The 26,921-nt window shown below is 62.1% G+C and carries 21 protein-coding genes and 1 pseudogene; 9 read left to right on the forward strand and 13 right to left on the reverse strand.

Annotated elements, in window-relative coordinates; all coding sequences use genetic code 11:
• Positions 1–5: 5 nt before the first annotated feature.
• The gene (locus tag VJ464_02420; GenBank protein ID HKQ03959.1) at positions 6–2,297 is read left to right on the forward strand and encodes a S9 family peptidase; all 2,292 of its coding nucleotides are present in this window, start codon (positions 6–8) and stop codon (positions 2,295–2,297) included.
• 1 nt (position 2,298) lies between these two features.
• On the opposite strand, the gene VJ464_02425 is transcribed toward VJ464_02420, so the two are convergent.
• Both VJ464_02425 and VJ464_02430 read right to left on the reverse strand, forming a co-directional pair.
• Positions 2,299–4,524, reverse strand: a complete 2,226-nt coding sequence (locus VJ464_02425) for a DUF4231 domain-containing protein (protein ID HKQ03960.1) — start codon at positions 4,522–4,524, stop codon at positions 2,299–2,301.
• Positions 4,525–4,750: 226 nt separating this feature from the next.
• Positions 4,751–5,758 carry a nitroreductase gene (locus VJ464_02430; protein ID HKQ03961.1) on the reverse strand — a complete coding sequence of 336 codons (1,008 nt, stop codon included), beginning with the start codon at positions 5,756–5,758 and terminating at the stop codon, positions 4,751–4,753.
• A gap of 397 nt (positions 5,759–6,155) precedes the next feature.
• Here VJ464_02430 and VJ464_02435 point away from each other — a divergent pair, with 397 nt between their 5' ends.
• The 3 genes from VJ464_02435 (at position 6,156) to VJ464_02445 (ending at position 7,912) form a co-directional block, all read left to right on the forward strand.
• A complete protein-coding gene (locus VJ464_02435) occupies positions 6,156–6,371 on the forward strand; it encodes a hypothetical protein (GenBank protein ID HKQ03962.1) in 216 nt (71 codons plus the stop codon).
• A 219-nt stretch (positions 6,372–6,590) separates the two neighbouring features.
• A complete protein-coding gene (locus VJ464_02440) occupies positions 6,591–7,112 on the forward strand; it encodes an Hsp20/alpha crystallin family protein (GenBank protein HKQ03963.1) in 522 nt (173 codons plus the stop codon).
• A gap of 431 nt (positions 7,113–7,543) precedes the next feature.
• A complete protein-coding gene (locus VJ464_02445) occupies positions 7,544–7,912 on the forward strand; it encodes a hypothetical protein (protein ID HKQ03964.1) in 369 nt (122 codons plus the stop codon).
• Between the two features lie 70 nt (positions 7,913–7,982).
• Here VJ464_02445 and VJ464_02450 read toward each other — a convergent pair whose 3' ends face one another.
• The 4 genes from VJ464_02450 to VJ464_02465 all read right to left on the reverse strand — a co-directional run bounded on the left by VJ464_02450 (position 7,983) and on the right by VJ464_02465 (position 12,803).
• A complete protein-coding gene (locus tag VJ464_02450) occupies positions 7,983–9,947 on the reverse strand; it encodes a PAS domain S-box protein (protein HKQ03965.1) in 1,965 nt (654 codons plus the stop codon).
• 218 nt (positions 9,948–10,165) lie between these two features.
• Positions 10,166–10,585 carry a pyridoxamine 5'-phosphate oxidase family protein gene (locus VJ464_02455; protein HKQ03966.1) on the reverse strand — a complete coding sequence of 140 codons (420 nt, stop codon included), beginning with the start codon at positions 10,583–10,585 and terminating at the stop codon, positions 10,166–10,168.
• A 36-nt stretch (positions 10,586–10,621) separates the two neighbouring features.
• Complete coding sequence (locus tag VJ464_02460) at positions 10,622–11,077, reverse strand: universal stress protein (protein HKQ03967.1); 456 nt, start codon at positions 11,075–11,077, stop codon at positions 10,622–10,624.
• A gap of 280 nt (positions 11,078–11,357) precedes the next feature.
• Entirely contained in the window at positions 11,358–12,803 is a 1,446-nt protein-coding gene (locus VJ464_02465; GenBank protein HKQ03968.1) for a sigma-54 dependent transcriptional regulator, read from the reverse strand.
• Between the two features lie 167 nt (positions 12,804–12,970).
• Between VJ464_02465 and VJ464_02470 the strand changes: the two are divergent.
• Positions 12,971–13,039: pseudogene (locus VJ464_02470) on the forward strand (zinc-ribbon domain-containing protein).
• 96 nt (positions 13,040–13,135) lie between these two features.
• Complete coding sequence (locus VJ464_02475) at positions 13,136–13,459, forward strand: TM2 domain-containing protein (protein HKQ03969.1); 324 nt, start codon at positions 13,136–13,138, stop codon at positions 13,457–13,459.
• A gap of 78 nt (positions 13,460–13,537) precedes the next feature.
• On the opposite strand, the gene VJ464_02480 is transcribed toward VJ464_02475, so the two are convergent.
• The 6 genes from VJ464_02480 to VJ464_02505 all read right to left on the reverse strand — a co-directional run bounded on the left by VJ464_02480 (position 13,538) and on the right by VJ464_02505 (position 21,726).
• A complete protein-coding gene (locus VJ464_02480) occupies positions 13,538–15,445 on the reverse strand; it encodes a glycoside hydrolase family 3 N-terminal domain-containing protein (GenBank protein ID HKQ03970.1) in 1,908 nt (635 codons plus the stop codon).
• 416 nt (positions 15,446–15,861) lie between these two features.
• A complete protein-coding gene (locus VJ464_02485; protein ID HKQ03971.1) occupies positions 15,862–16,833 on the reverse strand; it encodes an NAD(P)-dependent alcohol dehydrogenase in 972 nt (323 codons plus the stop codon).
• A gap of 9 nt (positions 16,834–16,842) precedes the next feature.
• Positions 16,843–17,532, reverse strand: a complete 690-nt coding sequence (locus tag VJ464_02490; protein HKQ03972.1) for a DinB family protein — start codon at positions 17,530–17,532, stop codon at positions 16,843–16,845.
• 104 nt (positions 17,533–17,636) lie between these two features.
• Positions 17,637–17,984 (reverse strand): hypothetical protein, encoded by a 348-nt coding sequence (locus tag VJ464_02495; GenBank protein HKQ03973.1) that lies wholly within the window; start codon positions 17,982–17,984, stop codon positions 17,637–17,639.
• Positions 17,985–17,994: 10 nt separating this feature from the next.
• A complete protein-coding gene (locus VJ464_02500) occupies positions 17,995–18,549 on the reverse strand; it encodes a sigma-70 family RNA polymerase sigma factor (protein ID HKQ03974.1) in 555 nt (184 codons plus the stop codon).
• Positions 18,550–18,654: 105 nt separating this feature from the next.
• The gene (locus VJ464_02505) at positions 18,655–21,726 is read right to left on the reverse strand and encodes a two-component regulator propeller domain-containing protein (protein ID HKQ03975.1); all 3,072 of its coding nucleotides are present in this window, start codon (positions 21,724–21,726) and stop codon (positions 18,655–18,657) included.
• Positions 21,727–21,913: 187 nt separating this feature from the next.
• Between VJ464_02505 and VJ464_02510 the strand changes: the two genes are divergently transcribed.
• From VJ464_02510 to VJ464_02520, 3 genes are all read left to right on the forward strand, one after another.
• Positions 21,914–22,765 carry a sugar phosphate isomerase/epimerase gene (locus tag VJ464_02510; GenBank protein ID HKQ03976.1) on the forward strand — a complete coding sequence of 284 codons (852 nt, stop codon included), beginning with the start codon at positions 21,914–21,916 and terminating at the stop codon, positions 22,763–22,765.
• Positions 22,766–22,858: 93 nt separating this feature from the next.
• A complete protein-coding gene (locus VJ464_02515) occupies positions 22,859–24,568 on the forward strand; it encodes a GMC family oxidoreductase (protein HKQ03977.1) in 1,710 nt (569 codons plus the stop codon).
• A 17-nt stretch (positions 24,569–24,585) separates the two neighbouring features.
• The gene (locus tag VJ464_02520; GenBank protein ID HKQ03978.1) at positions 24,586–25,392 is read left to right on the forward strand and encodes a hypothetical protein; all 807 of its coding nucleotides are present in this window, start codon (positions 24,586–24,588) and stop codon (positions 25,390–25,392) included.
• 21 nt (positions 25,393–25,413) lie between these two features.
• Here the strand turns inward: VJ464_02520 and xylB are convergent, their stop codons facing one another.
• Complete coding sequence (gene xylB / locus VJ464_02525; GenBank protein HKQ03979.1) at positions 25,414–26,916, reverse strand: xylulokinase; 1,503 nt, start codon at positions 26,914–26,916, stop codon at positions 25,414–25,416.
• Positions 26,917–26,921 lie beyond the last annotated feature (5 nt).

Consider the following 26,921-nt stretch of genomic DNA (forward strand, 5'->3'; position numbering starts at 1 on the left):
AACCCATGAGAAGAATTCATTTGCTGACCGGTCTGCTGGTCGCGCTGCTGGCCGTTATGCCCATCGCGGCGCGGCAGCAGGCGACACAGGCAGAGCCCGGCAGGCTCACGCTCGATAATGTGTTCACCTACGCGCCGCAGCATCCCGGCGAGCTGCAATGGCAAGCGGATGGCAGCGGCTACCTGATGCTTGAGCCATCGGCGGTGAAAGAACGGCTCGACCTTGTGCGTTATGACGCGGCGACCGGCGCGCGGACCATCCTGGTTGCCGCCGATCAACTGGTGCCGCGGGGCGCTGCCGCGCCGCTCCAGATCGAGCAATACGACTTCAGTGCCGACGGTCAGCTAGTGCTGATCTTCACCAACTCGGCGCGCGTCTGGCGCAGCAATACGCGCGGCGATTACTGGGTGTTCGACCTGAAAAGCCGGCGGCTGCATAAGCTCGGCGGCGACGCGAAACCCTCGACGCTGATGTTTGCGAAGTTCTCGCCCGACGCCTCGCGCGTCGGTTATGTGCGCGAGAATAATCTCTATGTCGAAAGCCTCGCCGATGGCCGCATCACCCGCCTCACCAGCGACGGCACGCGCTATATCGTCAACGGCACTTTCGATTGGGTCTATGAAGAGGAGCTGTTCTGCCGTGACGGCTGGCGCTGGTCGCCGGACGGCAAGCAAATCGCTTACTGGCAGCTCAACTCGGAAGGCGTCAAAGAGATGTCGTTGATTAACAACACGGCGGCGCTCTATCCGATCATCACGACTTTCCCTTACCCGAAAGCCGGCGAGACGAATTCGGCGGCGCGCGTCGGCGTCATCAACGCGCAAGGCGGCGCGACGCGCTGGTTCGATGTGCCGGGCGACCCACGGAACAACTACCTGCCGCGAATGGAGTGGGCGGCGAGCAGTGATGAAGTCATCATCCAGCAACTCAACCGCCTGCAAAACACCAACGTCGTCATGCTCGGCGACGCGCACAGCGGCCATGTGCGGCAGATTCTGACCGAGAAAGACGACGCCTGGGTAGACACCGCCTGGGGCGACATTGATTGGGATAAGCACGGGCTGGCGCGCGGCGATGTCGAATGGCTCGACGGCGGCAAGCGTTTTCTGTGGGCGAGCGAGCGCGACGGCTGGCGGCACATCTACTCTGTGTCACGCGATGGCCAGACGGTGCGCCCGGTCACGCCCGGCAACTACGACGTGATCGGTGTCGAACAGGTTGACGCAGCGGGCGGCTGGCTCTACTTCTCGGCTTCGCCCGACAACGCGACGCAGCGTTATCTCTTCCGCGCGCGCCTCGACGGCACAGGTACGGCTGAACGCCTGACGCCGGCCGGCGAGCCGGGTAACCATTATTACATTTTCTCGCCGCGCAGTGACCTGGCGATTCACACCTATTCGACCTTCACGCGGGTTCCCGTCATTGACGTCGTCCGCTTGCCGCAACATGCGAGCGCGCGAACACTGATCGATAATCACGACCTGCAAGAGCGGCTCGGCAAACTGAAGCAGTGCCCGACCGAGTTCTTCCGCGTAGACATCGGCGAAGGCGTCCAGCTCGACGGCTGGATGATCAAGCCGCCCGACTTTGATGCGAGCAAACGCTACCCTGTGCTGTTTTACGTTTACGGCGAGCCGTGGGGGCAGACCGTTTTGGACCAGTGGGACGGCGGCAATCGCATGTGGCATTGGATGCTGGCGCAGCAGGGTTACCTCATCGTCAGCGTAGACAATCGCGGCACCCCCGCGCCGCGCGGGCGCGCATGGCGTAAATCCATCTATCGCCGCATCGGCCTGCTCAACTCACAGGATCAAGCCAACGCCGCTCGCGCCATCAGCAAGTGGCCGTTCGTTGACCCGCACCGCATGGCGATCTGGGGCTGGAGCGGCGGCGGTTCGTCAACGCTCAACGCGATGTTCCGCTACCCGGACGTGTATCAGGTCGGCATGTCGGTTGCGCCCGTGCCAGACATTCACTATTACGACACGATCTATCAGGAGCGTTACTGCGGGCTGCCGCAGGATCATCCCGAAGAGTACAAGCAAAGCTCGCCGATCACCTTTGCCGGCCAGTTGCGCGGCGAATTGCTGGTGGTTCACGGCACTGGCGACGACAACGTGCATTATCAGGGAACCGAGGCGCTGATCAATGCGCTGGTGGCCGCGGGCAAGCCATTCACGATGATGGCTTACCCGAACCGCTCGCACGGCATTTATGAAGGGCCGGGCACGACGCGCCATCTGTACACACTGCTGACCCGCTATTTCAACGAAAAGCTGCCGCCGGGGCCGCGCTGAGTTACTTGCCGCCAGTCGGCTGCCCGCCGCCAGCCGGTGGTTGGCCACCAGTCGGAGGTTGACCGCCCACCGGGGGTTGACCACCGGCAGGGGGTTGGCCTCCCGTCGGTGGTTGACCGCTCGCCGGGGGCTGACCGCCGGCGGCGGGCGTGCCGCCCGGGTTCGCAGGTGGCTTGGGCGGAGCAGGTGGCGGCGGCGCAGGCGGGGATTCCTTGTAGGTGAAGCCGCCCGTGAGCGTGGCGCTCTGGGTGTCCGGATTCGTCACCACGACATCGACTATCCCCGCCGCGTGCGCCGGCGTCTTCGCCTTTATCGTCGTCGCATTGCTGACGACAATGTCTGTGGCATCGTTGCCGTCAAACTTCACGGTAGCGCCGCGCACGAAGTGGGTGCCGGTGAGCGTCACGTCCGTACCGCCCGCCGGTGGCCCGAAGTCCGGGGTCACGCTGCTTAAGGTCGGTGACTGCCGCAGTGGCTCTTGGTCTTCGCGCAATTTGTCGAGCGCGTTTTGCATCTGCTGCACCCAGCCATCCAATTCCGACTGCAACACCTGCTCGGTGTGTTCGACCAGCAAGTCGAGGTTTTCCTGTTTGGACTGGTCTTCAGCCGGTAGCGCGGTCCACCACGCCTTCACATTCGTCAGGTCGGTCGCCGCCTGGTTGTACTTCGTCAGCGTGTTCTCGGTCTGCGTATAGGCCAGGTAGGTGCCGAGGGCGGCGACGACGGCGGTGGTCAGCGCTACCCACACCGCCTTGTCAATGGCCGCCAGGTAGGTGCCCACGCCGCCGACGATGAAGGTCACCCAGGACAGCCACCGCAACCGCCTTTCGAGGGAGAGGGACTTTTTGCGAAAGTAGTTTTTCTGATCGCCAAGCCTGAACTTGATGTAGCGGTCAGGGGTCAAGATACTGAAGCCATCATCGCCGCCCTGCGCGGCATACATGTAAGGCGGGAAGCCCTGGTCTTTGTCGTAACGCCGCAGCGCCGTCGCATTGACTTCGGTTCGCATGGTGCGCCGGGTGACATCTTCGACCTTTTGCGATAACTGCTGCTCGGGATTCTCCTTGTAATACATCGCCCGTACGCGGTAGCGATAAATCTCGCGCTTGATGGATTCGGCGCCGGCGCGCAATAACAGCCACTTGTTGCCCTGTTTGAAACGGTTGGCCACCGTCACCAGGACGGTCAGCGCGATGGGGATGACGATCAGGGTTCGCATGAGTATGAGGTAGCCGAGGGGCTCCTTGCCGCGCTCGACCTCCCCCCAGGAGACTTGTTTGACGATGGCCAGGGTCGTCGCTAAAAGGCCGAGGACGAGAATTGCCAGTTGGAGTCGGTTGAACCGCGTCTGCTGGAGTTTGGCATTGAGATCGTAATCGGCGAAGGTCTCCCATGCTTGTAACAGCACGTCGTCGCCGCCCAACTCGCGGACAATCAGCCGCTCGATGCCTTTGACAGGGTTGCTTAACAGGTGCAAGTGAATCTCGCCGTCGTCAATGATCTCGGCCATCACCGGGTCGTCCGGGAGCGTCGGGCGTGCTCGCCAGGCGGCGGCAATCTCGTCGGCCAGCCCGCCGCTGCCTTCGATGACGATCAGCGAGAGATTCTGGCGCACGGCACGCAGCACTTCATTTCTGGTGACCGGCCCGCCGCCGGCCAGGATCGCCACGGCTAACTTTTTCCCGTCCGCCTTTTCAGCGTCTTTCTGAGGCCCCTTGCCCACGGCCTGCGGCGCGGTCTCGCGTTGGCTCGCGGCCTCGGCCAGCGCGAAGAGGGTCGCCGTCTCGCTGCCCCAGGCGTCGCCTTCGACCAGGACGAAGTGCGAATGGTTCGGTTCGAGCCGGACGTGGTCGGCCAGTTCGTCCGGCGGGTAGGTGACCAGGTCTTTCGGCGCGACGCCGACCAGCGGCGTCTTATAGCCGCGGCCGGCGACGCCTTCGCCCATCAACTTCATGACGCCGGCCTCAGTGCCGCCGTCAAGAATGAGGGCGCGGGCTTCGACGGCAGCGCGCGCGATGCCGCGCCCGAACAACTGCGTCAGCCTGGGGAGCAGCTTCTCATCAATGCTGTCGGCGCCGCCGAGCACGACAATGACGGCTTCGTAGGCCGGCAGGCCGAGCGCCATGACAATCTCTTTCGCCGCGGCGTCGGCGGGCGGGAAGACCGCGGCCGCCTCGTGGTGGTTCGAGAAACGGATGTTTTTCTTGTTCATGGCATTAGCAGACATGCGCAGCCTCCGCTCCTTTGGTCTGGGCGTTACAACCTGACCGCCCGATGGGTAATGATAGGAGTTTGGCGATGGTATCCCTAATCGCAATTTCTTGCAAGAATGAATTCGATAAGGCGATGGCTGGACGAGGCGTGGGTTAACCGTCCCTTCCGAGAAGTGCTGGCTGACTACCCGGCCAGCGATGAACGATCAACCAGAGAACAGCGGACGAAAGGATGAGAGATTAAACCATAACTTCTTCGACCAGGCGGCGCGGCGTGTGTGCCGCTTCCGCATCGGCATAGCCCAGCCGGAACGGTTGCTGTGCAACACCATTCGCAAGCGGTAACAGGCCCGGCAGCTGGTCGCGGGTTGCCGGCACCGCGACCAGTTGGCTGAGCGGTTGCAACCGCAGGCCGAGCGCCGTCGCCGTCAGATAAATGCGCTCGAAGGACTGGCCGACCATCACCTGCGAGCGGCGGGCGTTTTCTTGCGAGCCGAGCAGGCCGAATACCGGCGCATTCATCAACACCTCGGCATCAGGCTTCGCGGCAAACCCGCCGAGGTTGAGGTAGCCTGAGGCCAACTGCGCCAGCTTCGCCAGCAACCACGGCGTCCCGAAGGCCCCTTCACCGATCCAGTAATCCAACTCTTCGCGGAATCCGCGGTCGGCGAACTGGTAGGCGTCGGCACGATTCGTCAGACAATCAATCCGCCGCTTGATTCCAGGATCATCCGTCAGGTAGAGCGTGACGCCTTCTTCGACGACGGCGGCGCGCAGGCGTTCGAGGTCGGCAGCGGCGACGGCGCGCGCTTCATAGCGTTTGTGGTTGGTGTGCCGGCTGTTGATAGCGGCAAAGAGCTCGGGCGGGCGGAAGGGCGCGGGCCGCCCATCGGCCAGGAACTCGATGGCGGCGACCAGTTGCAGGTTCGACGGCTCCGGGAAGTAAGTCACCTGATGGCAGTAGCCGAAGTGTTCGGCGGCGATCAACAGATTCTCCAAAGCGCAGCCGAGACTGGTGTATAACTCGCGCTGGTCGGCGTCAGCGACGCGCAGCCAGCGATCTTTGTTGACGAACACGGCGATTTCGTCGTGGCCAATGGCGAACTTCCACGGCTGCGTATTGTGGCTCGACGGCGCCAGCACCGCGTAACGCAAGAGGAAGGCGAGGCGCTGCTCGGCATCACGGTTGCGCGGAAAGTTGGACTCCATGACTTGCCAGCTATTGATTTGCAGGTCGTATTTTCTCACCGGCCTATTCTCCTGAAGGGCAGCTGCGAGGCTCTAAGGCAAGCCGTATTCCGCTTGGCGACGGCGCTGCCGAATGAGCGGGCCTCGCGTCATTCATGCCGGTCTTCTTGTCGCAAAATGTCTCGCCACTGAGGCAAGAGCAACCGCCAGGCTCGCACACAGGTGGGTGAGAAGAGCCATCATTGCCACAATGGCTCGCGGAATATTACACAGCCGGTGTGTAAAACTTCCCGCACATTTAAGCGGCGGAATAACCGTAGCCGAATAAGTCCCTAGAAATACCGCGACCACGCCAGTCGCCGAGCAGGCATAAAGCTTGCTTCAAAATCATGGTTCGCGGAGCTATGTTCAATTGTGACTCGCAAGCGACCCGGCTTAGCCAGGGGGTAATTGTCACATGACGATCAGAAACGAGGCTGACGTAAAAAGCAACGTCGGGGCAGCCGGCGGCCACTCCGGTCGCGCCGCCCTTCCTTTCATTCCCAGGCTGGATAAATGGATCCAATGGCGAGCAGAAAAGCTGCAAGGCGTGCGGCAAGAGATCATCGCCAGGACCCGACCGGCGCACAACTCCAAACCGGCTGAACGGGCGCGGGCCGCAGGGCGCGGCTGATGTCGCCCGGCCAAAACATTTCTTAACCCACGGGGCGGTTTCGCGGCGCTTGCCAGAAGCCGCTGCCGACATCAAACGTCCACCGCGCGCCGCCGAGCGCGCCCCCTTATAACTCAGGCAAGCTGATTGATCGGTCCGCAACCATCCCGCCTCGCCATGCGGCTCGGAGCTGCCGAGCGATGTTGTTGACCGTCTGTTCTTCAGAAAGGAGTAAACACGATGCAACCAGCCCAAGAGCTACAACCCATCCATCCGATCATCGTCGAGGCCGTGACGCTATTCAATCGGATGGAAGAGATTCAACAGGAGATTGCCCGCCAGGCTTACGCGCTGTTCGAGGCGCGGGGCGGCGAGCACGGGCATGACTTCGATGACTGGGCCGCCGCCGAAGCCGAGCTGCTAGCGCCAGTCGCTATCGAAAAAAACGAAACCGAGGACAAGCTGGAAGTGACTGCCGAGGTCCCCGGCTTCAACGAAACAGAGATCGAGGTCGCCGTCGAGCCGCGCCGCCTCTTCCTGAGCGGCAAGCAGGAGAGGACCAACGCGGCGGACCCTGCCGACACAGAGGCCACCGAGCGACAGACGAAGATGTTTTTCCGGGTCATCGATCTGCCCGCAGAGATTGACACCGCGCAGGCCAAAGCGCGCTTCAAAGATGGCCGCCTGACGCTGACCTTGCCCAGGCTCAAGGGAGAAGCCATCGCCGACAAGAAGCCGGCTGCCGAGATACCCATCGAATAAATCATCACTCCCTGAGAGGAGAGGCCAGAGGCTAGAGCGGTTTTCGATTGTGGTTGCCCTGTGGCGCAATCTGTTAGATTGCGCTAGCCAGTGCGCAATCTAACAGATTGCGCCACACCCGATTGAAAAACGCTTTAGGCCCCTGGCCGCTTGCCGCAATTCCCTTCCTTCGTGAGATTTCCCGCAGCCGTGTGGGGAAGTTTGCGCTGCCGCGGCGCGGCGAATCCGGCGAAAACCTTGAAAAACAAGGCCGAGCGGGCTGGCATAGGTGTTGCCCAACTAGGAAACTGGCGCCGCTCGAAGCCGCAGGGTGAGCCTTTGTAGCCATCTCGACAGGCACCCGCCTGGGCATTGAGCGCGGCGTGATGTAGATCAGACCGGCAATTGGCAAGTCATCGCGGGCGCAGAAACCGACAGACGGGAGAGAGGCGATGTTAGTTGAATTAAGCACAAACCCGGCTGGTTATCTACGAGCGGCGTTCCGCTTCTCTGAGCCGCGCTCGATGCGCGTCGAGCTCGACATCAGCATGATCGGCGATGATAACCATGACGCCACGACGACGCTGGCCAGCATCCGCCGGCTGATTGACGACAGCAGTCATTCGCTCGCTTCACACGAGCAATGCGGCGAGTGCAACTGGTATGGATTGATGGCGCTGGTGCGCCGTTGCCACGAGCAGGCGCGCGCCCTGTCAACTCACGTCATGACGACCGTGCATATCGAGGACGAGGAAGACGAAGAGATCATCGCCGCTACGAGCAAGCCGGCTCACCGCATCAACAAATTCGCCCGCCCTTAGAGCAGTTTTCAAATGGATGTAGCGCAATCTAACCGCATTGCGCTACTAGGCAAACGCAATTGAAATCCGCTCAAGCGCGCCCCAGCATTTCGGCAATCGCTTTTAAGAGTCTTTCTGCCGTGTAAGGTTTCGACAGGAAGATTTTGACGCCCGCCTGGGTGGCTTCGTGGTGCCTGCCGTTTTCGGTCAGGCCGCTTGAGGCGATGATGCGCACCTGCGGGTTGATCTTTTGCAGCGCCCGAATGGTCGCCGCGCCATCGAGGTACGGCATCATCATGTCTGTGAGCACGACCTGAATGAGGTCTTTGTTCTGCGCGTACTGGGCGATGGCTTCGGTGCCGTCGCTGGCGGTCAGCACGCGATAGCCGAAGGCTTCGAGCGTACTCTTGGTGATTTCGCGAATGGCCATCTCGTCATCCACCACCAGCACGACCTCGCCCTGCCCCACAGGCATATCCGACTGCGCCTCTTCCAGCACCTGACTCTGGCCGACCGTGATGGCCGGCAGGAAGATGCGGAACTGCGTGCCGCGGTCGATCTCGCTGTAGACGTTGATGAAGCCGCCGTGGCCGCGCACGATGCCCGAGACCGTCGAAAGCCCCAGCCCTGTGCCCTTGCCGTGTTCCTTGGTCGTAAAGAAGGGCTCGAAGATTTTATCGATGATGTGCGGCGGGATGCCTGTGCCGGTATCGGCGACGGTGATGACGGCGTAACGTCCCGGCCTCGCCTCAAGGTGCATGCGCGCATAATTCTCGTCGAGGTAAGTGTTCTCGACCTTGATGCTCAGCTTGCCGCCGTCGGGCATCGAGTCGCGGGCGTTGACGCAGAGGTTCATCAACACCTGATGAATCTGCGTCGCATCGCCGAGAATCGGCCACATCTCTTCGGGGGTATCGTAGGTCACCTCAATCGATTTCGGCAGCGTCTCGCGCAGAATCTTGACGATCTCTTTGACCAGATGGCGCGGCTGCAAGGTGATATGCTCGCCGGTGACGCCGCGCGCGAACGACAGCACCTGCTTGACCATGTCGGCGCCACGCTCGGCGTTGATCAGCAAGGTGCGGAGCATCTGCTGGCTATCGGCGTCGCGGGCGCGGCGCTGCAACAACTGCACCGCCATGAGGATCGGCGCAAGGATATTATTCAAGTCATGGGCGATGCCGCCGGCCAGGGTGCCCAGGCTTTCCATGCGCTGGGCGCGCAGGAACTGGGTTTCGAGCTTCTTGCGCTCGGTGATATCGGTGTTGATCGCCAGCACGGATTTCGGCTTGCCGTCTTCGGCGCGCACCAGCGTCCAGCGCGCCTCGGCGATCTTTTCCGTGCCGTCACGGGTGCCGTGGCGCATCTCGCCCATCCACTCGCCGCGCGCCATCAACACCAGCATGGCCCTGTTGTATTCGTCCGTGCCTTTGGCGTAGAGCAACTGCCGCACGTCGCGGCCCAGGACTTCATCAACCGCCCAGCCGTAGATGCGCTCGGCGCTCTTGTTCCAGAAAAGCACGCGGCCTTCGAGGTCGCGCACGAGAATCGCGTCCTGCGCGTGATCGAGCAGGGCGGCCTGCTCGCGCAGCCGCGCCTCGGTCTCGACGCGTTGCGTCAGGTCGCGCAGGATGACGGTGTAGAGCCGCTGGCCGCCGGCCTCGATGTAAGAGATCGAGGCTTCGATGGGAAACTCTTCGCCGGTGCGGCGCAGCCCGTAAATGGCGCCGAGCGCACCCATGCGCCGTTTGGTGACGTGCGTTGCGCCGAAGTTCGGCACATGCGTCTGGTGCGCGGCGCGGTAACGCTCAGGAATGAAACGGTCAATAGACTGGCCGAGGGCGTCGTCCGCCGAAACGCGAAACATCTTTTCAGCGGCGCTGTTGAAGAGGACGATGCGCTGCGCGGAATCTATGGTGATAATCGCGTCCATCGCCGAGGCGATGATGCTGTAGAGGGTTTCGCTATCGAGCGCCGCGCGCCGCTTCGGCTCGCTGAGGGCTTCGGGCATTCCGACCTGAGGCGAGGAATTCAGGGCGGTCGTCTCTTCTCCCATTCGTAGCCTCCGAACCTGACGGTTGCCTGAGCAGATCAAGACGAGAGCCTGTAGAGGACAGACCGCTTAATCACACTCGCGCCGCGTTGAGCTTCGTTTAATCGCTTGATTGCGCCTGGACAGGGGCCGCGCCCCATGTCTCAGGTCATGGTACAAAAGCAGCGCGGTTGATACAAGCAGAAGATAATTGAAGATAGGCATCTAAGGGCAGTCGGCGGTCAGCTTTCGCAGACGCCGCTCATCTCTTCGACGTGGATGCAGAAGACAATGATTGACGATTGCCCGTCATGCACGGGGACGGATTCAACCGGGGTAAGATGTGGAAAGCGGGCCAACAAGCGCTGCACGGCCCGCCGGCGCTCGTCGGCGTCAGTAATCTCTTCGTAACGACCGAAGGCGATGGCGCTGCGCCAGTTGTATTCATCCTGAATCTCTTCGACCTGCAAGCAGGCGCGCGGATTCTGGCGCAAGGCGCGAATTTTGTGGCCGACGAACGAATGAACATAGATCGTCGTGCCGTCCAGCATATAGCTGACCGGCACGACGTAAGGCGTGCCTTGAGCGACACAGCCGAGATGCCCGACGCGGGCAGCTTCGAGCAGCGCCCGCGTCTGGTCAGGGCTCATGGGCCGGATCATCTTTTTTCCTTTCTCGCACCTGCCGACTGCACCCGTTCAATCGTGCTCGGGACCGCGCACGATCTCTACCGAACAGCGCGCGTGCGCCGCCACGGCCTGCGACACAGAGCCGAGCAGCAGGCGCTTGAAGCCGCTGTAGCCATGCGAGCCGACAACAATCAGATTCGCGCTCCATTGCTCGGCTTCGTCTAAAATAACTTGTTTCGGGTAGCCTTCGTGAATTTCCGTGGTGAGCTTCAACGACGGCGTGCTGGCTTCCTTGAATCGCAGAACGGCGGCGTCGAGCGCGGCCTGCGCCTGCTTGGTGGCCGCGAGCCGGGCGTCGTCCCAGTAGTTGTCGGGCAGCACCCATGTCTCGGTCATCATCGTCGCCATCGGCTCGACGACCGAGATGATCTTGACCTCGGTGGCGGCGGGCCAGGGCCGATGCACGACCTCTTGCACGGCCCGGTCGCTGAAGATGGAACCGTCAATGGCTAACAGGATTTTCATGATCGCACCTCCAGAGGCAAAGCGGTCGAATGCATCATTTGAGCGAGCAAGGTTTGTGCCGCTTAGCGCAGGCTTGAATGGCGTCATTTACGGTGCAGGGATGCGAAATATGGCGACGCCACCGGGGAGATTTCCACAGCGTCGGAGCAGTTTTCAATCAGATGTAGCGCAATCTGTTAGATTGCGCACTGGCTCGCACAATCTAACAGATTGCGCTACATCGGAATAATCGCGGTGCTTGCAAATGCGGTGATGGAAGTCAGGTGCGGTGTCGAGCCACTCAGGCGGTTGGCGGGGCCGCTTCTTCCTGGCCGGCGCTTTCGAGCTTCTTCAGGCGATAGCGCAACTGGTCGCGCGAGATGCTGAGCAATTCCGCAGCCCGCGTCTGGTTGCCATGACTGAGTTCGAGCGCCTGCTGCACAAGCGACATCTCCAGATCATCCAGCACGATACCTTCGGGCGGCAACGTGAAGATCGGCGCCGTTGACTTTGACGGCAGCGCGGCGGCGGGCGCGGCGGCGCTCCTTTCCGCCTCGTCGTGCGCCAGGCCGCGCGGCAGGTAATGTGGCGTGATGATCTCGCCATCTTCCAAAATCATGACCCGCTCGATGACGTTGCGCAGCTCGCGGACATTGCCGGGCCAACTGTAGCGCCGGAAGATGTCTAAGACTTCCGGCGTCAGCCCGCGTAGGCGTTTGCGCAGCCGCTCGTTGAAGTAACGAATGTAATACTCGGCCAGCAGAATCACGTCGTTGCCGCGCTCGCGCAGCGGCGGGATGTCTATCTGAATCACCGACAGCCGGTAGTAGAGGTCGAGACGGAAGCGGCCCGTGGCGCTCTCGGCTTTGAGGTCACGGTTCGAAGCGACGAGAACCCGCACATCAAGCGGAAGGTCTTTCAAGCCGCCGACGCGGCGGAAGCTGCCCTCTTCCAACACCCGCAGCAGCTTCGCTTGCAGACTCAATTCCAGCTCGCCGATCTCGTCAAGAAACAGCGTGCCGCCTTCGGCTTGTTCAAACAAGCCTTCCTTGCGCGCCTTGGCGTCGGTAAACGCGCCCTTCTCATAACCGAACAGCTCGGACTCAATCAGGGTGGCAGGGATAGCGGCGCAGTTGATGGCAATAAACGGCGCATTGGCGCGGCGCGAGCCGTAATGGACGGCTTTCGCCACCAGGTCTTTGCCGGTGCCCGATTCGCCCTGCAACAGCACCGAGGAGACTTCGCTGTCGGCGACCTTGCGCGCCAGCGAGATCATCTCGCGCAGCGACGGCGATTCGCCGATGATCTGGTCAAAGCTGAACTGGCGGGCGCGCTCGCGGCGGTAGCTGCGCACTTCCTTGCGAAGCGCCTGCGCCTCGATGCCGTTGCGGATGGTGACTTCTAGCTCGTCGAGGCTGACCGGCTTGCCGATGAAATCGTAAGCCCCGCCGCGCAGCGCGGCGATGGTGTTTTCGATGATGACATCGGCGGTGATCATAATCACCACGGCATCCGCGTCGCGATGTTTGATCTCGCGCAACGCGTCAATGCCTGAGCCATCCGGGAGGTTGATGTCGAGCAGCACGATGTCGGGATGCTCGGCGTCAAAGGTAGCAAGCCCCGCGGCCACCGTGCCGGCTTCCGAGACGCCATAGCCCCAACTGCGCAGGGCTTCGGTCAGCGTGTAGCGAACCATCTGCTCGTCGTCAACGACCAGTACTCTGTCTTTCGTCCGTCTCTCAGCCATTCAGCCTGCCTCGAATCGAGAATCGCGCAGCCGTGTGCATCATAGCAGCGCCGCAAACCCGATCACAAGAATGCGCGCCGCGCAGCCTGCGCGATTGAAATCATTTGACACGCCGCATTGTGCGGCAAATAATCGCTACCATCCGAAGAGAGGGAGAACGACGCACTATGCCCAAGTTTTGCCCGCGATGCGGCACGGCTGTAGAGGGGACGGCGCAATTCTGTCGCGCTTGCGGCAGCACCTTGCCCGCCACGCAAGCCACCTCTGATCAACCAACCACGGAATATCCGCCGAGCTTTGAGCAATCACAGCAGAGCTATCCGCCGACCTACGTGCCGCCTGCCGGTTATCCGCCGACCACGCAGAGTTACCCGTCGCCATACAACTACGCACAGCCGGGCGCCAAGCCCGCGGGCGCCGACAAGAAGCTCGCCGCCGGGCTGTGCGGCATTCTCATCGGCAGCCTCGGCGTTCATAAGTTCATCCTCGGCTACAACAACGAAGGCATGATCATGCTGCTGGTGACGCTACTGACGTGCGGGCTGGGCGCCATCGTCACCAGCCTCATCGGCATAATCGAAGGCATCATCTACCTGACCAAGAGCGACGAAGATTTCGTCAACACCTACGTGCTGAACAAAAAGGGATGGTTCTGACCCGCCTGCGGCGGGAAGTAAAAAGTAAAAAGTAAAAAGGCAAAAGTAGAGACATCCATCTGCCTTACTTTTTACTTTTTACTTTTTACTTTTGCCTTGCGGCGCAGCCGCGTATGACAGGCCATAGCCGTATTTGAAGAGCGGGTCGTAATTCTTGTCGCCCCAGTTGATCGGAATCTGCGCCATCGAGCGCGGCCACGAGCAAGAGAGCTTGCCGGTCGGGTTGTAATCGCCGAACAAGACATCGGCCACACCCGCGCCCTCCGTCCCCGGCAGCCATGCCGCGACCAGGGCATCCGCTTTATCGATCACCCGATCAATCATCATCGGGCGGCCCGACAACAGCACGACGACGACGGGGATGCCGGCCCGTTTCATGGCCTCGACCGCGGCGACGTCTTCGGCCGAAAGCTGCAAGTCTGTGCGGTCGCCGCGCATCTCTGCGTAAGGCGTTTCGCCGATGACGACGATGCCAACGTCAGCGCCCGCCGCGCCCGAGCCGTCTTTCGAGAAAGTCACCTTTGTCGTCTTTGCCACCGTGTTCTTGATGGCCTTCAAGATCGTCGTGCCGCCGGTCATCACGTCGCCCGAGCGGCCTTGCCAGTCAATCGTCCAGCCGCCGCACTGATTGCCGATGTCGTCGGCGCCGCGGCCCGCGACGTGAACGCGCGACAGCGTTTTTGCCACCGGCAGCGTTTTATTGTCGTTCTTCAACAGCACGAGTGATTCGCGCACACACTGGCGAGCGACGGCGCGGTGCGCGACAGAGCCGAACGACTTTAGCAGGCGGCGATCCGCCAGCGGCGAGCGGCTTTTGTCCATCAAGCCCATCGCGAATTTGACCCGCAGGATGCGCCGCACGGCGTCATCAATTCTCGTCATCGGCACGCGGCCTTCTTTAACCAGTTCGTGCAGTAGAGTGTAGAACTGCACATACCTGGTCGGCACCATCACCATGTCCATGCCGGCATTGATCGAGGTTTCGATGTTGCTCTTGAAATCGCCTCCCAGATCGTCAAGCGCGTTGTAGTCGGAGATCAGGAAGCCTTCAAAGCCCAGCTCGTTCTTGAGAATCTCGGTCAACAGCCGGTGACTGGCCGAGCATTTGACGCCGTTCCAACTGCTGTAAGACGGCATGATGGTGCCGACGCCGGCTCTGACCGCCGTGACGTAGCCTTGCAGATGAATCGCGCGCAGCTCGGCTTCGCTCAAGCGCGTATCGCCCTGGTCGAGCGGGAAACGCTCGTCGCGATCTTTCGGGCGGCCCGTCCCAAAGCTCGTGCCGCCGTCGCCGACATAGTGCTTGGCGCAGGCGACGACGCTCAAAGGGCTGCTCAGGTCGCTGCCCTGAAAGCCGCGCACCGCCGCCGCGCCGAGGGTGCGGGCCAGCTCCGGGGTTTCGCCGAAGCCTTCATAGGTTCGGCCCCAGCGCTCGTCGCGCGGCACGGCGACGCAGGGCGCGAAAGCCCAGTTGATGCCGGTGGCGCGGACTTCTTCGGCGGTGACGCGCGCCGCCTGCTCGACGAGCCTGGCGTCGCGCGTGCAGCCCAGGGCGATGTTGTGCGGGAAGATGGTCGCGCCAAGCACATTGTTGTGGCCATGCACGGCATCTATGCCGAAGAGGATGGGGATGGCGAGGCGCGTCTTCAAGGCATGCTTCTGGTATTCGTCATACATATCTGTCCACGCCTGCGCGCTGTTGCCGGCCTTCGGGTCCGAATCGCCGCCGCTCAGCAGCGAGCCGAGAAAATACTTCTGGATGTCGTTGACATCTTTCAGGGCACTCTGCTCGGCCTGAGTCATCTGGCCGAGCTTCTCTTCGAGGGTCATCTGCGCCAGCAGTTTGTTGACCTGCGGGTCGAACGATGAGAGCGCGCGTCGCGCCGGCGTTTTCTTCACCGGCGCGGCGGTCGAGGCGCTCGACGGCGCGCCGCGAAAGGACAGACTGACCAGCACGATCACCAGCGCAATAGCGAGCTTTTTCATTTCACCTCTCCTTTGGAAGTTGCTGGATTATATTTCACAGTTGCGGCCACACAACTGCTGCGCGGCGGTGATGGATGGCTGATGTGGCTTGCGATCACATACGCGACGTGCGGCGGCAATACTCGCTTATCTGTTTATGCGGTCGGCAGCGATTCGTCAAGGGCGGCAACCGAATCAAGCAGTTGGTGTGGGGCAACGGGCAGGGCATTCAGTTCTGCAAAATGGGATGAAAGAAAAACACAGAGGCACGGAGGCACAGAGGCACGGAGAACTCCTCTGTGTCCCTCCGTGCCTCTGTGCCTCTGTGTTTAATCATCTTTTGAATGTCAAGATCTGTGTTTAATTCATCTTTTGAATGTCGAGAACTAAATGGCCCCTGGTAACGGGGCAGGCGAAAAGCGACGCGGCGGGCCGTGTTAGTCGTCCTGCTCTACAGTGATGATGATTTTCCCTCGGGCGTGACCTTCATCCAGATACCGCATCGCCTCGGGGACTTCGCTCAGCCGGTAACGCCTGTCGATGACCGGCATGATCTTTCCGGCCCTCAGGAGGTCGCCCAGAACGGCCAGGTCCTCTGGCTTCCGCCTCGCGACAAACATGCCGAACTTCTGGCTCACGACCCATGACAACAGCAGCGCTTTGAGCGCAACCGTCAGGATAACCCGGACTTTGCTGAGGCCCCCGGCGATGACACATTTTCCCCTGGGGTTTAAGACGCGCCTGATTGCTGACAACGAATGGTTACTGATGCAGTCGAAGATGAGATCGTAGCGCGGCGTGCCTTTCGTGAAGTCCTCGCGGGTGTAATCAATGACCCGATCCGCGCCGATTGATCTCACCATCTCGACATTTCTCGTGCTGCACACGCCGGTCACTTCGGCGCCGAATGATTTGGCGACCTGCACCGCGAACGTGCCCACGCCGCCCGCCGCGCCGTTAATCAAGACCTGCTGCCCCGGTTGAAGCTTTCCCTTGTCGCGGAGCCCCTGCAATGCGGTGAGTCCTGCCACCGGCACGGAAGCCGCTTGCTCGAACGTCACATTATCCGGCTTCATCACCAGCGCCGTTTCGGCAGCACAACCGTACTCGGCGAAAGCCCCGCGGCAGACGCCGAACACCGGGTCGCCGGGCTTGAAGCGGCTGACTTTAGCGCCAACCGCTTCCACCTCGCCGGCCACGTCATAGCCGAGGCGTGTGTCCTTTGGCCTGCGCAGCCCGGTCATCAGGCGAGCGAGGTACGGCGAGCCGCGGTAGTGCCGGTCAACCGGATTGACGGAGGCGGCGCGGACTCTGATCAACACTTCATCATCGCCGGGAGCCGGCTTAGAGACCTCTTCACACTTGAGGACGTCGGGCGAACCGTAGCGGTGATAGGCAATGGCTTTCATAAAGGCAAATCATTTCCGCGGCTGTGGCATGAACTCCGGGTCGCTGCTCGGCGGCACGATGTTCTTCATCCGCAGGTAGACGGTGAGGTTGCCGTAGTGCTCGATGGTGTGCGCGTTGTTGGTCGTCAGCATGAATAGCTTGGGCGCATCAAACCCGCGGAACTTCACCATCTCCGCACTGCCCGCCGCGTCGGTCATGCCGTCGTAGGCCTTGTCGCAGTAGGCGAAGGCGTCTTTGAGTGCGGCGATCAGATCAGCCTTCGAGGTTTTCGTCCGCTCGATTCTCAGGGCCAGGGCGGGATTCTTTTCGCCGCGCACGATGGAACAAAACGTGTAATTCGCATCGGCGATGTGGCCAATGAGATGGCCGAAGCTGCGGACGACCCATGTGGGCTTGAAGTTGTAAGACTCCTCCGGCATTTTCTCGGCTGAGCTGAGGATTGTGGCCTTCAAGAATCCGTAAACTAATTTGGTGGAGGCGCTCATCGGGTTACCGGGATTGGCGGCGGCGGTGGATTTCTGCGGCTCCTGAGCCAGGGCGGCGCTGGCCGGCAGCAGAAGGCAGAGCAGAGCTGCCGGCAGAAGGTTTCGCATTGGTCTTGCCAGCCGCTTGGAGGGCCGTGCGATAAAACGGTGAGCAGAATCATGAGGGGTTCCACCCGCACGATCTTCTTGAGCAACATTGACAGTGTCTTGCATTTTCGTTTCCTTTCAATGGCGATTAGGCTTCGTCCGTTCTTTGTTCATTTCGTTATTGACGGGCGGCCCGGCGAGCCACATGGCTTTGGGCTGACGACGCGGCCTCATAGCTCCTTCGTCTCGCCCGCGGATGGATCATATCCCCAACGGGCGCGCATGCGCTGGCGGAATTGCTCGCGCTCCTCAGGGGTCATCTGCTCGTATTGCTTTTCCACATGACGACGGTAATTCGAGCGCATGGAGCCCTGCCATCCGGACCCGCCGAAGAGAATCCGGCACAGCGCCAGGAGCCCGAGCGCTTGCCAGAAGGTGATCTCGCGCAAGCCGAGGAGCGGCGGCATCAGCCAATTCCACAGTTGCATCACCAGCGCGCCGCCGATGGCAATGAATGCCAGCATCCCTAAGAGCGCCAGCGGCGCTATCCGAATCATTCGCTTCACTCTCGGTTTCATCTTCAGTCCCTCAGCCTTTTGTGAATTCGTCATAGACGCTTTGCAATCGCCGGCGCAGGTGCAGCACCGCATAGCGTTTGCGCGAGAGCAGCGTATTGACGCTGAGGCCGGTCTCGGCGGCCACCTCCTTGAAGCTGCGTCCTTCCAGCTCGTGCGCGACAAACACCTCGCGTTGCTCTGCGGGCAATTCCTCGACCGCCGCTTCGAGCGCGGCGAGAAGCAGGCGGCGGGCGTAGAGCGCCTCCGGTCCCGCATCGGGCGACGGCAGCAGGTCGCCTAACTGCATCGCTTCGTCGTCTTCGTCCGCGTATGCGGCATCGCTCAAGCTCGCCGCCTGCTTCTTGCGGAGAAGGTCCGTGATGCGGTTGCGCGCGACGCGAAACAGCCAGCCGGAGACGTGTTCGATAGGCATCAGCAGGCGGTTGGCTTCCACCAGCCTGTAGAAGACGTCTTGCAGAACGTCCTCGGCGTCTCGCGGGTCAGGCACACGCCGGCGGATGAAGTTGTGCAGCCGCGACTGCTCGCGCTCGACCACCTCCGCGATCCGCTGATCTTCTTCTGCCATCGGCCACTGTTCCCTAAGGGCTTCAGCCATCTACTCACTGTAGACGCACGGGCGGGAAAAATATTGTGGGTTGGGTGATTTTTTTTCGAGGCCGGCGCGAGTCACTTAATCAACCGGCGCGATGACGCTAATGCGCGTGCCCGTGCCTTCGCCGCTATCGATCTGGAGCTTGCCTTTCAACCGCTCGGCGCGCTCGCGCATGCCGATCAAGCCGAAATGCCCGTCGCCCGACAGCCGATCATTCTGGGTGTCGAAGCCGTGCCCATCGTCGGTGACGCTCAAGGTCACATGCTTGGGCGCAAAGGCCAGCTCGACGCGCAGGTGGCGCGGGTGGGCGTGCTTCAGGGCGTTGGTCATGGCTTCCTGGCCGATGCGCCAGAGATTGGATTCAACCGTTGCCGGAAGCTGCCGTGGCGTGCCCGTGACCTGAAACTCGGACTGCACCGCGGTGCCCGAAGTCAGCTTCTTTGCGGCGTCGGCAAGCGCCGTCGCCAGGTCGGTGTTCTCAAGCGCCTGGGCGCGCAAATCCCACACCGAGCGGCGCGCTTCGGCAAGCGAGTGCGTCACCATCGTCTGTGCCAGATCAAGGTGCTGTTTGGCGCGGTCGGGCGACTGGTCGAGCATCTTGCCGACGGCTTCGAGTTGCAGCGAGATGCCGACAAAGCCCTGCGCCAGCGTGTCATGAATGTCGCGCGCCATGCGGTTGCGCTCGGCCAGCACGGCAGCGAACTCTGCGCGCACGCGGCGGATGCGGCGGCGATAGATCGCCCAGGCAATCGCCCCGGCCAGCGCCAGCAGCGCCACATAGAACCAGACGGTTTGATAGAAGCGCGGCCTCAGATAAAACGACACCACGGCACCCGTCGCATTCCAGACGCCGTCATTGTTGGCCGCCAGCACACGAAAGGTGTAATGGCCCGGCGGAATGCTCGTGTAATAAGCGGTGCGCCGCGCCCCTGCATCCACCCAGTTTTGATCGAAGCCTTCGAGCTTATACTTGAAGCGAACCTTCTCAGGCGCGATGAAGCTCAGGCCGGTATAGTGAAACTCCAGCCGGTAGACGCCTGCCGCGAGTTCGATATTCGCCGTCTTCTCGACGGGCTTCTCGTCAACGATGATCTGCTCGACGACCACCGGCGGCGGCTCCGAATTGGTCTTCATATGCTCGGGGTCGGCGACGGCGACGCCTTTAATGGTCGGGAACCACAGCCGGCCATCGCGGCTGCGCCAGCCGGCGGGCTGACCGCCGCCCGTGCATTCGCGGCTCTCCATGCCGTCGGCCGTGCCGTAGGCAATCGCGCTCACGTCGGCCACGTTCCGCTCGGCAAAGGCGTTGAGCTGTTCGCGGCTGACGGCAAAGATGCCTTTCGTGCTGCTCATCCAGAGGTTGCCCTTGCCGTCTTCGAGAATCTGAAAGACGCCATCGTCGGCCAGGCCATTGCGCGCCCTGATGGCGACGAAGCGGCCATCTTTGAAGCGGTTCAAGCCGCCGCTGCGCGTGCCGACCCAGAGCGTGCCGTCGCTGTCTTCGTAGAGCGCGCGGACGCTGACGTCCGACAATCCCTGCTCGGCGGTGTAGGCGGTGAAGCGGTCGTCTTTGAAGCGGTTCAAGCCGCCGTTGCGCGTGCCGATCCACAGGCTGCCGTCACGCCCTGCGCGCAAAGATAGGATGGCGTCGCTGCTCAAGCCGTTCTGCGTGGTGTAGATGGTAAACTTGTCGTCCTTCAAGCGCGTCAGGCCGGCCAGCGTGCCGATCCACAGGCTGCCATCTATGCCTTCTTCGATCACCGACACGGCGTTGCTCGACAGCCCATCGAGGTCTGTGTAGGTCGTGAATCGGCCCTCGGCAAATCGGCAGAGGCCGGCGGGCGTGCCGATCCAGAGGCGGCCTTCGCGGTCCTGGCACAGGGCGCGCACCACGTCGCTCGGCAAGCCATCTTTCATGGTGTAGGTCTTATAGACGCCGCCGCGAATTTCAGTGAGCCCCGTTTGCGTGCCGACCCATAGCGCGCCGTCGCCTGACTCGCGCAGCGCCCACACCAGATCGCCGGCCAGGCCGTCGCCGGCGGTGATACCGGTGAATTTCTTATCGCGAAACAGATTCAGCCCGCCCGATTCGGTGCCGACCCAGAGGTTGCCTTCGCGGTCTTCGATCATGGCCAGCACGCCGTTGCTCGACAACCCGTCGCGCGCCGTGTATGCGATGAGTTGTCCCGCCTGCATGCGCGACAGGCCGCCGGGCGTGCCCAGCCACAGGCTGCCGTCGCGGCTTTCAATGATCGAATAGACGCTGTTATGTGCCAGCCCGTCGGCGGTCGTGAAGGTCTTGAAGCCGGATGCGGTCAGGTGGCTCAAGCCGCCATCGGTGCCGACCCAGAGCGTGCCTTCACGATCCTGGCGCATGGTCCAGACCATGTTGCTGGCCAGCCCATCGGCGGTGGTCAAGGCGACGAAGCGCCCGTTGTTCAAGCGCGCCAAACCGCCCGGCGTGCCCACCCAGAGGGTGCCGTCGCGGCCTTCGTAGATGGCGTTGGCGCCGTTGCGCGGCAGGCCGTCGCGCATGGTGTAGGCGGTGATCTGATCGGCGCTGAAGCGCACCAGCCCGCCGGTCGTACTGGCCCAGAGCGCGCCACGGCTGTCGGCAAAGAGCGCGCCGACGCTGTTGCTCGGCAAGCCGTTGTCGGTCGTGTAAGTCACAAAGCGGTTGCCGTCGAAGCGGCTCAAGCCGCCGGGCGTCGCAATCCACAATCGGCCCTCGCGGTCGCTGGTTACCGCGGTGACGCGGTCGTCGGCCAGTCCGTCTTTTGTCGTGTAGGCCACAAAGCCATCGTTCTGGTACCTGAGCAGACCGTTGTCCGTGCCGATCCAGAGCGCGCCGTCGCGGTCTTCGTAGAGCGTCAGGATGGCGCTGCTCTTTATGGCCGGGGTGTTCTGGCGGTCGAAGATCGTCAGGCGGATGCCATCAAAGCGCACCAGGCCGTCATCGGTCGCCAGCCAGATGTAACCGTCGCGCGTCTGCACAATGGCGCGCACAGTGTTTTGCGGCAAGCCGTTTTCGGTGCGCCAGACGCTATGGCTGAACTGCCCGAGCGGCTTCTCGGCGGCAAACACCAGCGCGGCACAGACCACGGCAATGGCGCAGATGAAGGTGATGAAGCTGAGTGTGAGCGTCCTCATACGTCAATCTAACCTGGGAGCGCGGGCGTCTCGCCCGCCTTCATTCTGCTTCATACATCGGCTGCGGGCAAGATGCCCGCGCTCCCAGTCGCACGTCCGGCGGCTGCGCTTGCAACCTGCGGGCGGCGGCGATATCATCGCCTCATCAATACTTCCAAAATGTCTTAAGGGTAGGGGAGGCGTCTTTATGCACCACATCACTCGCAGGAAGTTCAGCGGCATCTTGCTCGGCGCGGCGGGCGCCGGCCTGTTGCGGCCATTCGATAAGGTCAAGCCGTCGGTCGTCAGCGGCGTCGAGATCGGCGTGCAGAGCTACACCTTTCGCAAGTTCACCATCGAAGGGATGATCGCCGAGATGCAGAAGGTCGGCCTGAGCAGCGTCGAGCTGTGGAATGGCCATCTCGACCCGATGAAAACCTCGGAAGCGGAGTTCAAGGCGGTAAAGAAAAAGTTCGACGATGCCGGCATTCGCGTCAGCGCCTACTGCGTCAACTTTCCTAAGGACTCCAGCGACGAGCACCTCGACCGCGGCTACAACGGCGCGCTGCTCCTGGGCACGCGTGTGATGACCGCTTCGGTGCAGAAGTCCATCGTGCCGCGTCTCGACCAGTGGAGCCAGAAATACAAAATCAAGATGGGGCTGCACAATCACTGGTTTGGCGAAGAGTGGTACAAAGGCGACCGCACACAGGAGTACGAAACGCCGGACGATTTTCTCAACCTCTTCAAAACTACCTCGAAGTATATGAACGCCAACCTCGACGTCGGTCACTTCTCTGCCGCGGGTTACGACCCGGTCGCCTTTCTGCGGCAGCACCATGACCGCATCGTCAGCTTGCACGTCAAAGACCGCGACAAAGACGCCAAGCGCACCAACCGGCGCTTCGGCCAGGGCGCGACTCCTGTGGCCGAAGTCATGCGGGCGGCCAGAGAGGTCAAGTTCAAATACGCGGCCAATCTCGAATACGAGATCGAAGAAGACCACCCGACCGCCGGCCTGCGCGACGCCTTCGAGTACGTCAAGCGGGCGCTAGCATAAATCAGGAGGCAGTAGGCAGGAAGCAGGAAGCAGTCGTTCGGAATACCTGCCTCCTGCCTACTGCCTACTGCCTACTTCTTTCAAAGGGGAATCATGGGCAAAGAGATCATCTACGACGCAGTCATTGTTGGATCGGGCGCGACCGGCGGCTGGGCCGCCAAAGAGCTAACCCAGAAAGGCTTGAAGGTCGCCGTGCTGGAAGCCGGGCGCAAGCTCGATCCGCTCAAGGATTATACCGAGCACACCTGGCCTTACGAGCTTAAGTACCGCGGCTTCGGCGACCAGCGCGATATGATGCGCACCCAGCCGATTCAATCGAAATGCTATGCCTGCAACGAGTATGGCCGCCAGTACTTCGTCAACGATCAGGAGAACCCTTACACGACGCCGCCCGACAAGCCTTTCTACTGGATTCGCGCACGGCAGGTCGGCGGGCGCTCGATCCCCTGGGGCCGGCAGACCTATCGGCTGTCGAACTACGATTTCAAAGCGAAGACTCACGACGGCTACGGCGACGACTGGCCGATCAGCTACGAAGACCTCGCGCCGTACTACGACAAGGTCGAAGAGTTCATCGGCATCAGCGGCGCTTACGAGAACCTGCCGCAACTGCCCGACAGCAAATTCTTGCCGCCGATGGCTTACACCTGCGGCGAGTTGATGTTGCGCAAAGCCGTCGCCAAGCTGGGCGACCCGCACCGCCGCGTCACCATCGGGCGCTGCGCTATCCTGACCAAGCCGATTCATCAGGGCACGCCCGACGCGCGCGCCGCCTGTCACTGGTGCGGCCACTGTGATCGCGGCTGCACGACCGGCTCTTACTACAGCAGCCCGGCCTCGACGCTGCCCGCCGCCGCCCGCACAGGCAATATGACCTTGATTACCAACGCCGTCGTCAGCCACATCGTCGTTGACGCTAACACCGGCAAGGCCAAAGCCGTGCATTATGTGGACTCGGTGACGCGCAACCACCGCGAGGTGATGGCCAAGGTCGTCGTCCTCTGCGCCGGCACGATGGAATCAACCCGCATCATGCTGAACTCTGTGTCGTCGCAATATCCGAACGGCATTGCCAACAGCTCAGGCGTGCTCGGTCATTACTTGATGGATCACGTCGGCGGCGGCGGCGCTTCGGGCAGTCTGCCGATGGTTGACGCGAAAGAGTTCGCCCAGGACGGGCGAGCCAATGGCATTTACATCGCGCGCTTCCGCAACCTGACGACGAAGCACGGCAAGTTCATTCGCGGTTACGGCTTCCAGGGCGGCGCCGGCCAGCCGCTGTGGGAGCATGCCAAAGGCATGCCGGGCTTCGGCTCCGGCCTGAAGAAGATGGTGCGCGAGTATCATCCCTGGGGCATCGGCCTGGGCGGCTTCGGCGAATGCCTGGCGCGTTATGAAAATCACGTGCGGCTCGATAAAGACGTGGTTGATGCCTGGGGCATCCCTGTCTTGCACATCGAAGCGGCGTTCGGCGACAACGAGCGCGAGATGGTCAAAGACATGGGCGACACGGCAGCCGAGATGCTCGAAGCCGCCGGCGCCAAAAATGTTCAGGCCAGCCACGGCCCGACTTCGACGCCGGGCATCCTGATTCACGAAGTCGGCACCTGCCGCATGGGCGCCGACCCGAAGACTTCGGTGCTGAACAAGTTTAACCAGGCCCATGAAGTCAACAACCTGTTCGTCACCGACGGCGCTTGTTATGTGTCGAGCGGCAACCAGAATCCGACCTTAACGATGATGGCCATCACGGCGCGGGCCTGCGATTACATCGCCGATCAGTACCGCGCCGGTCGCCTGTAGAAAGGAGAGCGTCAACCATGCGAAGACTATTTGTGTTGGTCATTACACTGGCGCTGCTTTCGGCGGCGGGCGTGTCGGCGCAGAGCCGAGGCGGCAAGCGACGCGGCGCGGCCACTTCATCAACCGGCGCCACTGTCGCCAGTAGCGTCGAGCCGCTGCGCAGCATCGCCGGCGAGTTGAACGGCAGCACGGTCAACGGTGACTTCAGGAGCAATGGGCGGCCCATGTCGTTCACCTTTATCTTGACGCGGGCCGACATCGTCGGCGATCAGGTCGTGATGAGCGGCAACTTCCAGCTCAACGGGCGGGTCTCGCAAAAACTCCAGAGCCGCTTGATCGGCACGCTGGCGACGGCGGACAACCCCTGGCCGAGCGCGCGCGACGAGGAGCCGCAGGAGAAGCCCAAAGCGAAGCCGAGTGCTAAGGCCGCCGAACAGAAACAGGGCCGCGAAGCGAAGAACCCTGAAACCACGGCTCAACTGGGCGAGCTGTCGCAGGCGACGCAGGACACGGCGCGCAAAACGCCGGCGGCGCCCGGCGAGCGCACAGAGCAGACGCAGTCGCTTTATGCGCAGGCCGCCGAAGGCGTCGGCTGCGGCGCGTTCTACTTTACGATTGAGCTGCCGCTGCAACTGCGCGCGGCGATGGGCGCGGGCTCGCAGCCTGTACAGATGAATGTCGTGCTGGCGACGATAGACAACCCGCGCGGCGAGCAGATCAGCCGCCTCATGTGTCGCGTCCATCGGTTTGCGAGCGACCGGTCGGCGGGCGACCGTACAGGCGGACTTGAGAAATTGAACCGCTTGCTCGATTCATCCAGGTAACCGGCAAGCGGCTGGCACTCTTCAATCTTCTATTGTCGCCAATCCAACGAAGGTCGGGCGCAGGGCGGCGTAGAGATTCCGATAATGCGGATAGAGCGCCGCGTAGCGGCATACGGCTTCAGCATTCGGCGCGACAGCGTTTTCGGTCTTGATCGTTTGCGCGCAAGCCGTATCCACATCAGGCCACACGCCCGCGCCGACGCCCGCAAGCAAGGCCGCGCCATAGGCCGCGCCTTCCGTCGTGTTCACGGTCACCAGCTCGACGTTCAACACGTCGGCGAGAATCTGCCGCCACAACGGGCTCTTCGCGCCGCCGCCCGAAACTCGCACCTGCTCAATCGCGCCGAGCCCCGCGCTCTGCAACAGCGCGAAGCTGTCTTTCAAGCCGAACGCCACGCCTTCAAGCACCGCTCTTGTCAGATGCGCCCGCCGGTGTCTCACCGTTAAGCCGACCCACGCGCCGCGCGCCAGCGGGTCGGGATAAGGCGTGCGCTCGCCGGTCAGGTAAGGCAGGAAGATCAAGCCTTCGCTGCCCGCCGGTGCCCCTGTCGCTTCGGACACCAGTTCATCAAATGGGGTCTGCGGCGCGAGCGTGTCGCGATACCATTGCAGGGAGCCGGCGGCGCTCAACATCACGCCCATCATGTGCCAGCGGCCTGGGACGGCGTGGCAGAAGGCGTGCAGCCTGCCCTGCCCTTCGATGAGCGGCGCGTCGGTCGAAGCGAAGACGACGCCCGATGTGCCGAGCACTAGCGAAACGACGCCTGCGCGCACCGCGCCGACGCCGACCGCGCCCGCCGCCTGATCGCCACCCCCGGCCATCACCGGCGTCCCGGCGCTGAGTCCCGTCGCCGCCGCGGCCTCAGCAGTCACCTGGCCGGTCACCTGCGGCCCCTCATAAGTCGCCGGCAGCCAGCCGCGCGGAATCTCTAAAGCATCGAGCGCCTCCGCGGACCAGTCACGCGCCGCCAGATCGAACAGCATGGTGCCCGAGCCGTCGGCTTTATCCATGGCCATCGCGCCGGTCAGCTTGTAGCGCACATAATCTTTGGGCAGCAAGACGTGGCGGGCGCGGGCGAAGATTTCGGGCTCGTGGCGCTGCACCCAGACGATCTTCGGCGCGGTAAATCCGGTGAGCGCGTCGTTACCTGTGAGCTGAATCAGGCGCTCAAGGCCGAGGCGCTCGCGGATCAAGTCGCACTCTGCGCCGCAGCGCTGATCGTTCCAGAGAATCGCCGGACGCAGCACCTCGCCGCGCTCGTCAAGCAAGACCAGCCCGTGCATCTGGCCGGTCAGGCCGATGGCCGCGACCTGATCGCCTGTGACGTTGGCTTCAGCGAGCGCCTGGCGAATGCTTGCGGCAATCGCTCGCCACCAGTCTTCCGGCTGTTGCTCTGACCAGAGCGGGCGCGGCGTCGAAAGCGTCAGTGGATTTGAAGCGCTCGCCACCACGCGCCCCGCCTGGTCGGTGAGCAGCGCCTTCGCGCCGGTCGTCGAGATGTCGATTCCAAGTAGCAAGGTCATAGCCA

It is taken from the genome of Blastocatellia bacterium, from assembly GCA_035275065.1.
Taxonomy (GTDB): Bacteria; Acidobacteriota; Blastocatellia; order UBA7656; family UBA7656; genus DATENM01.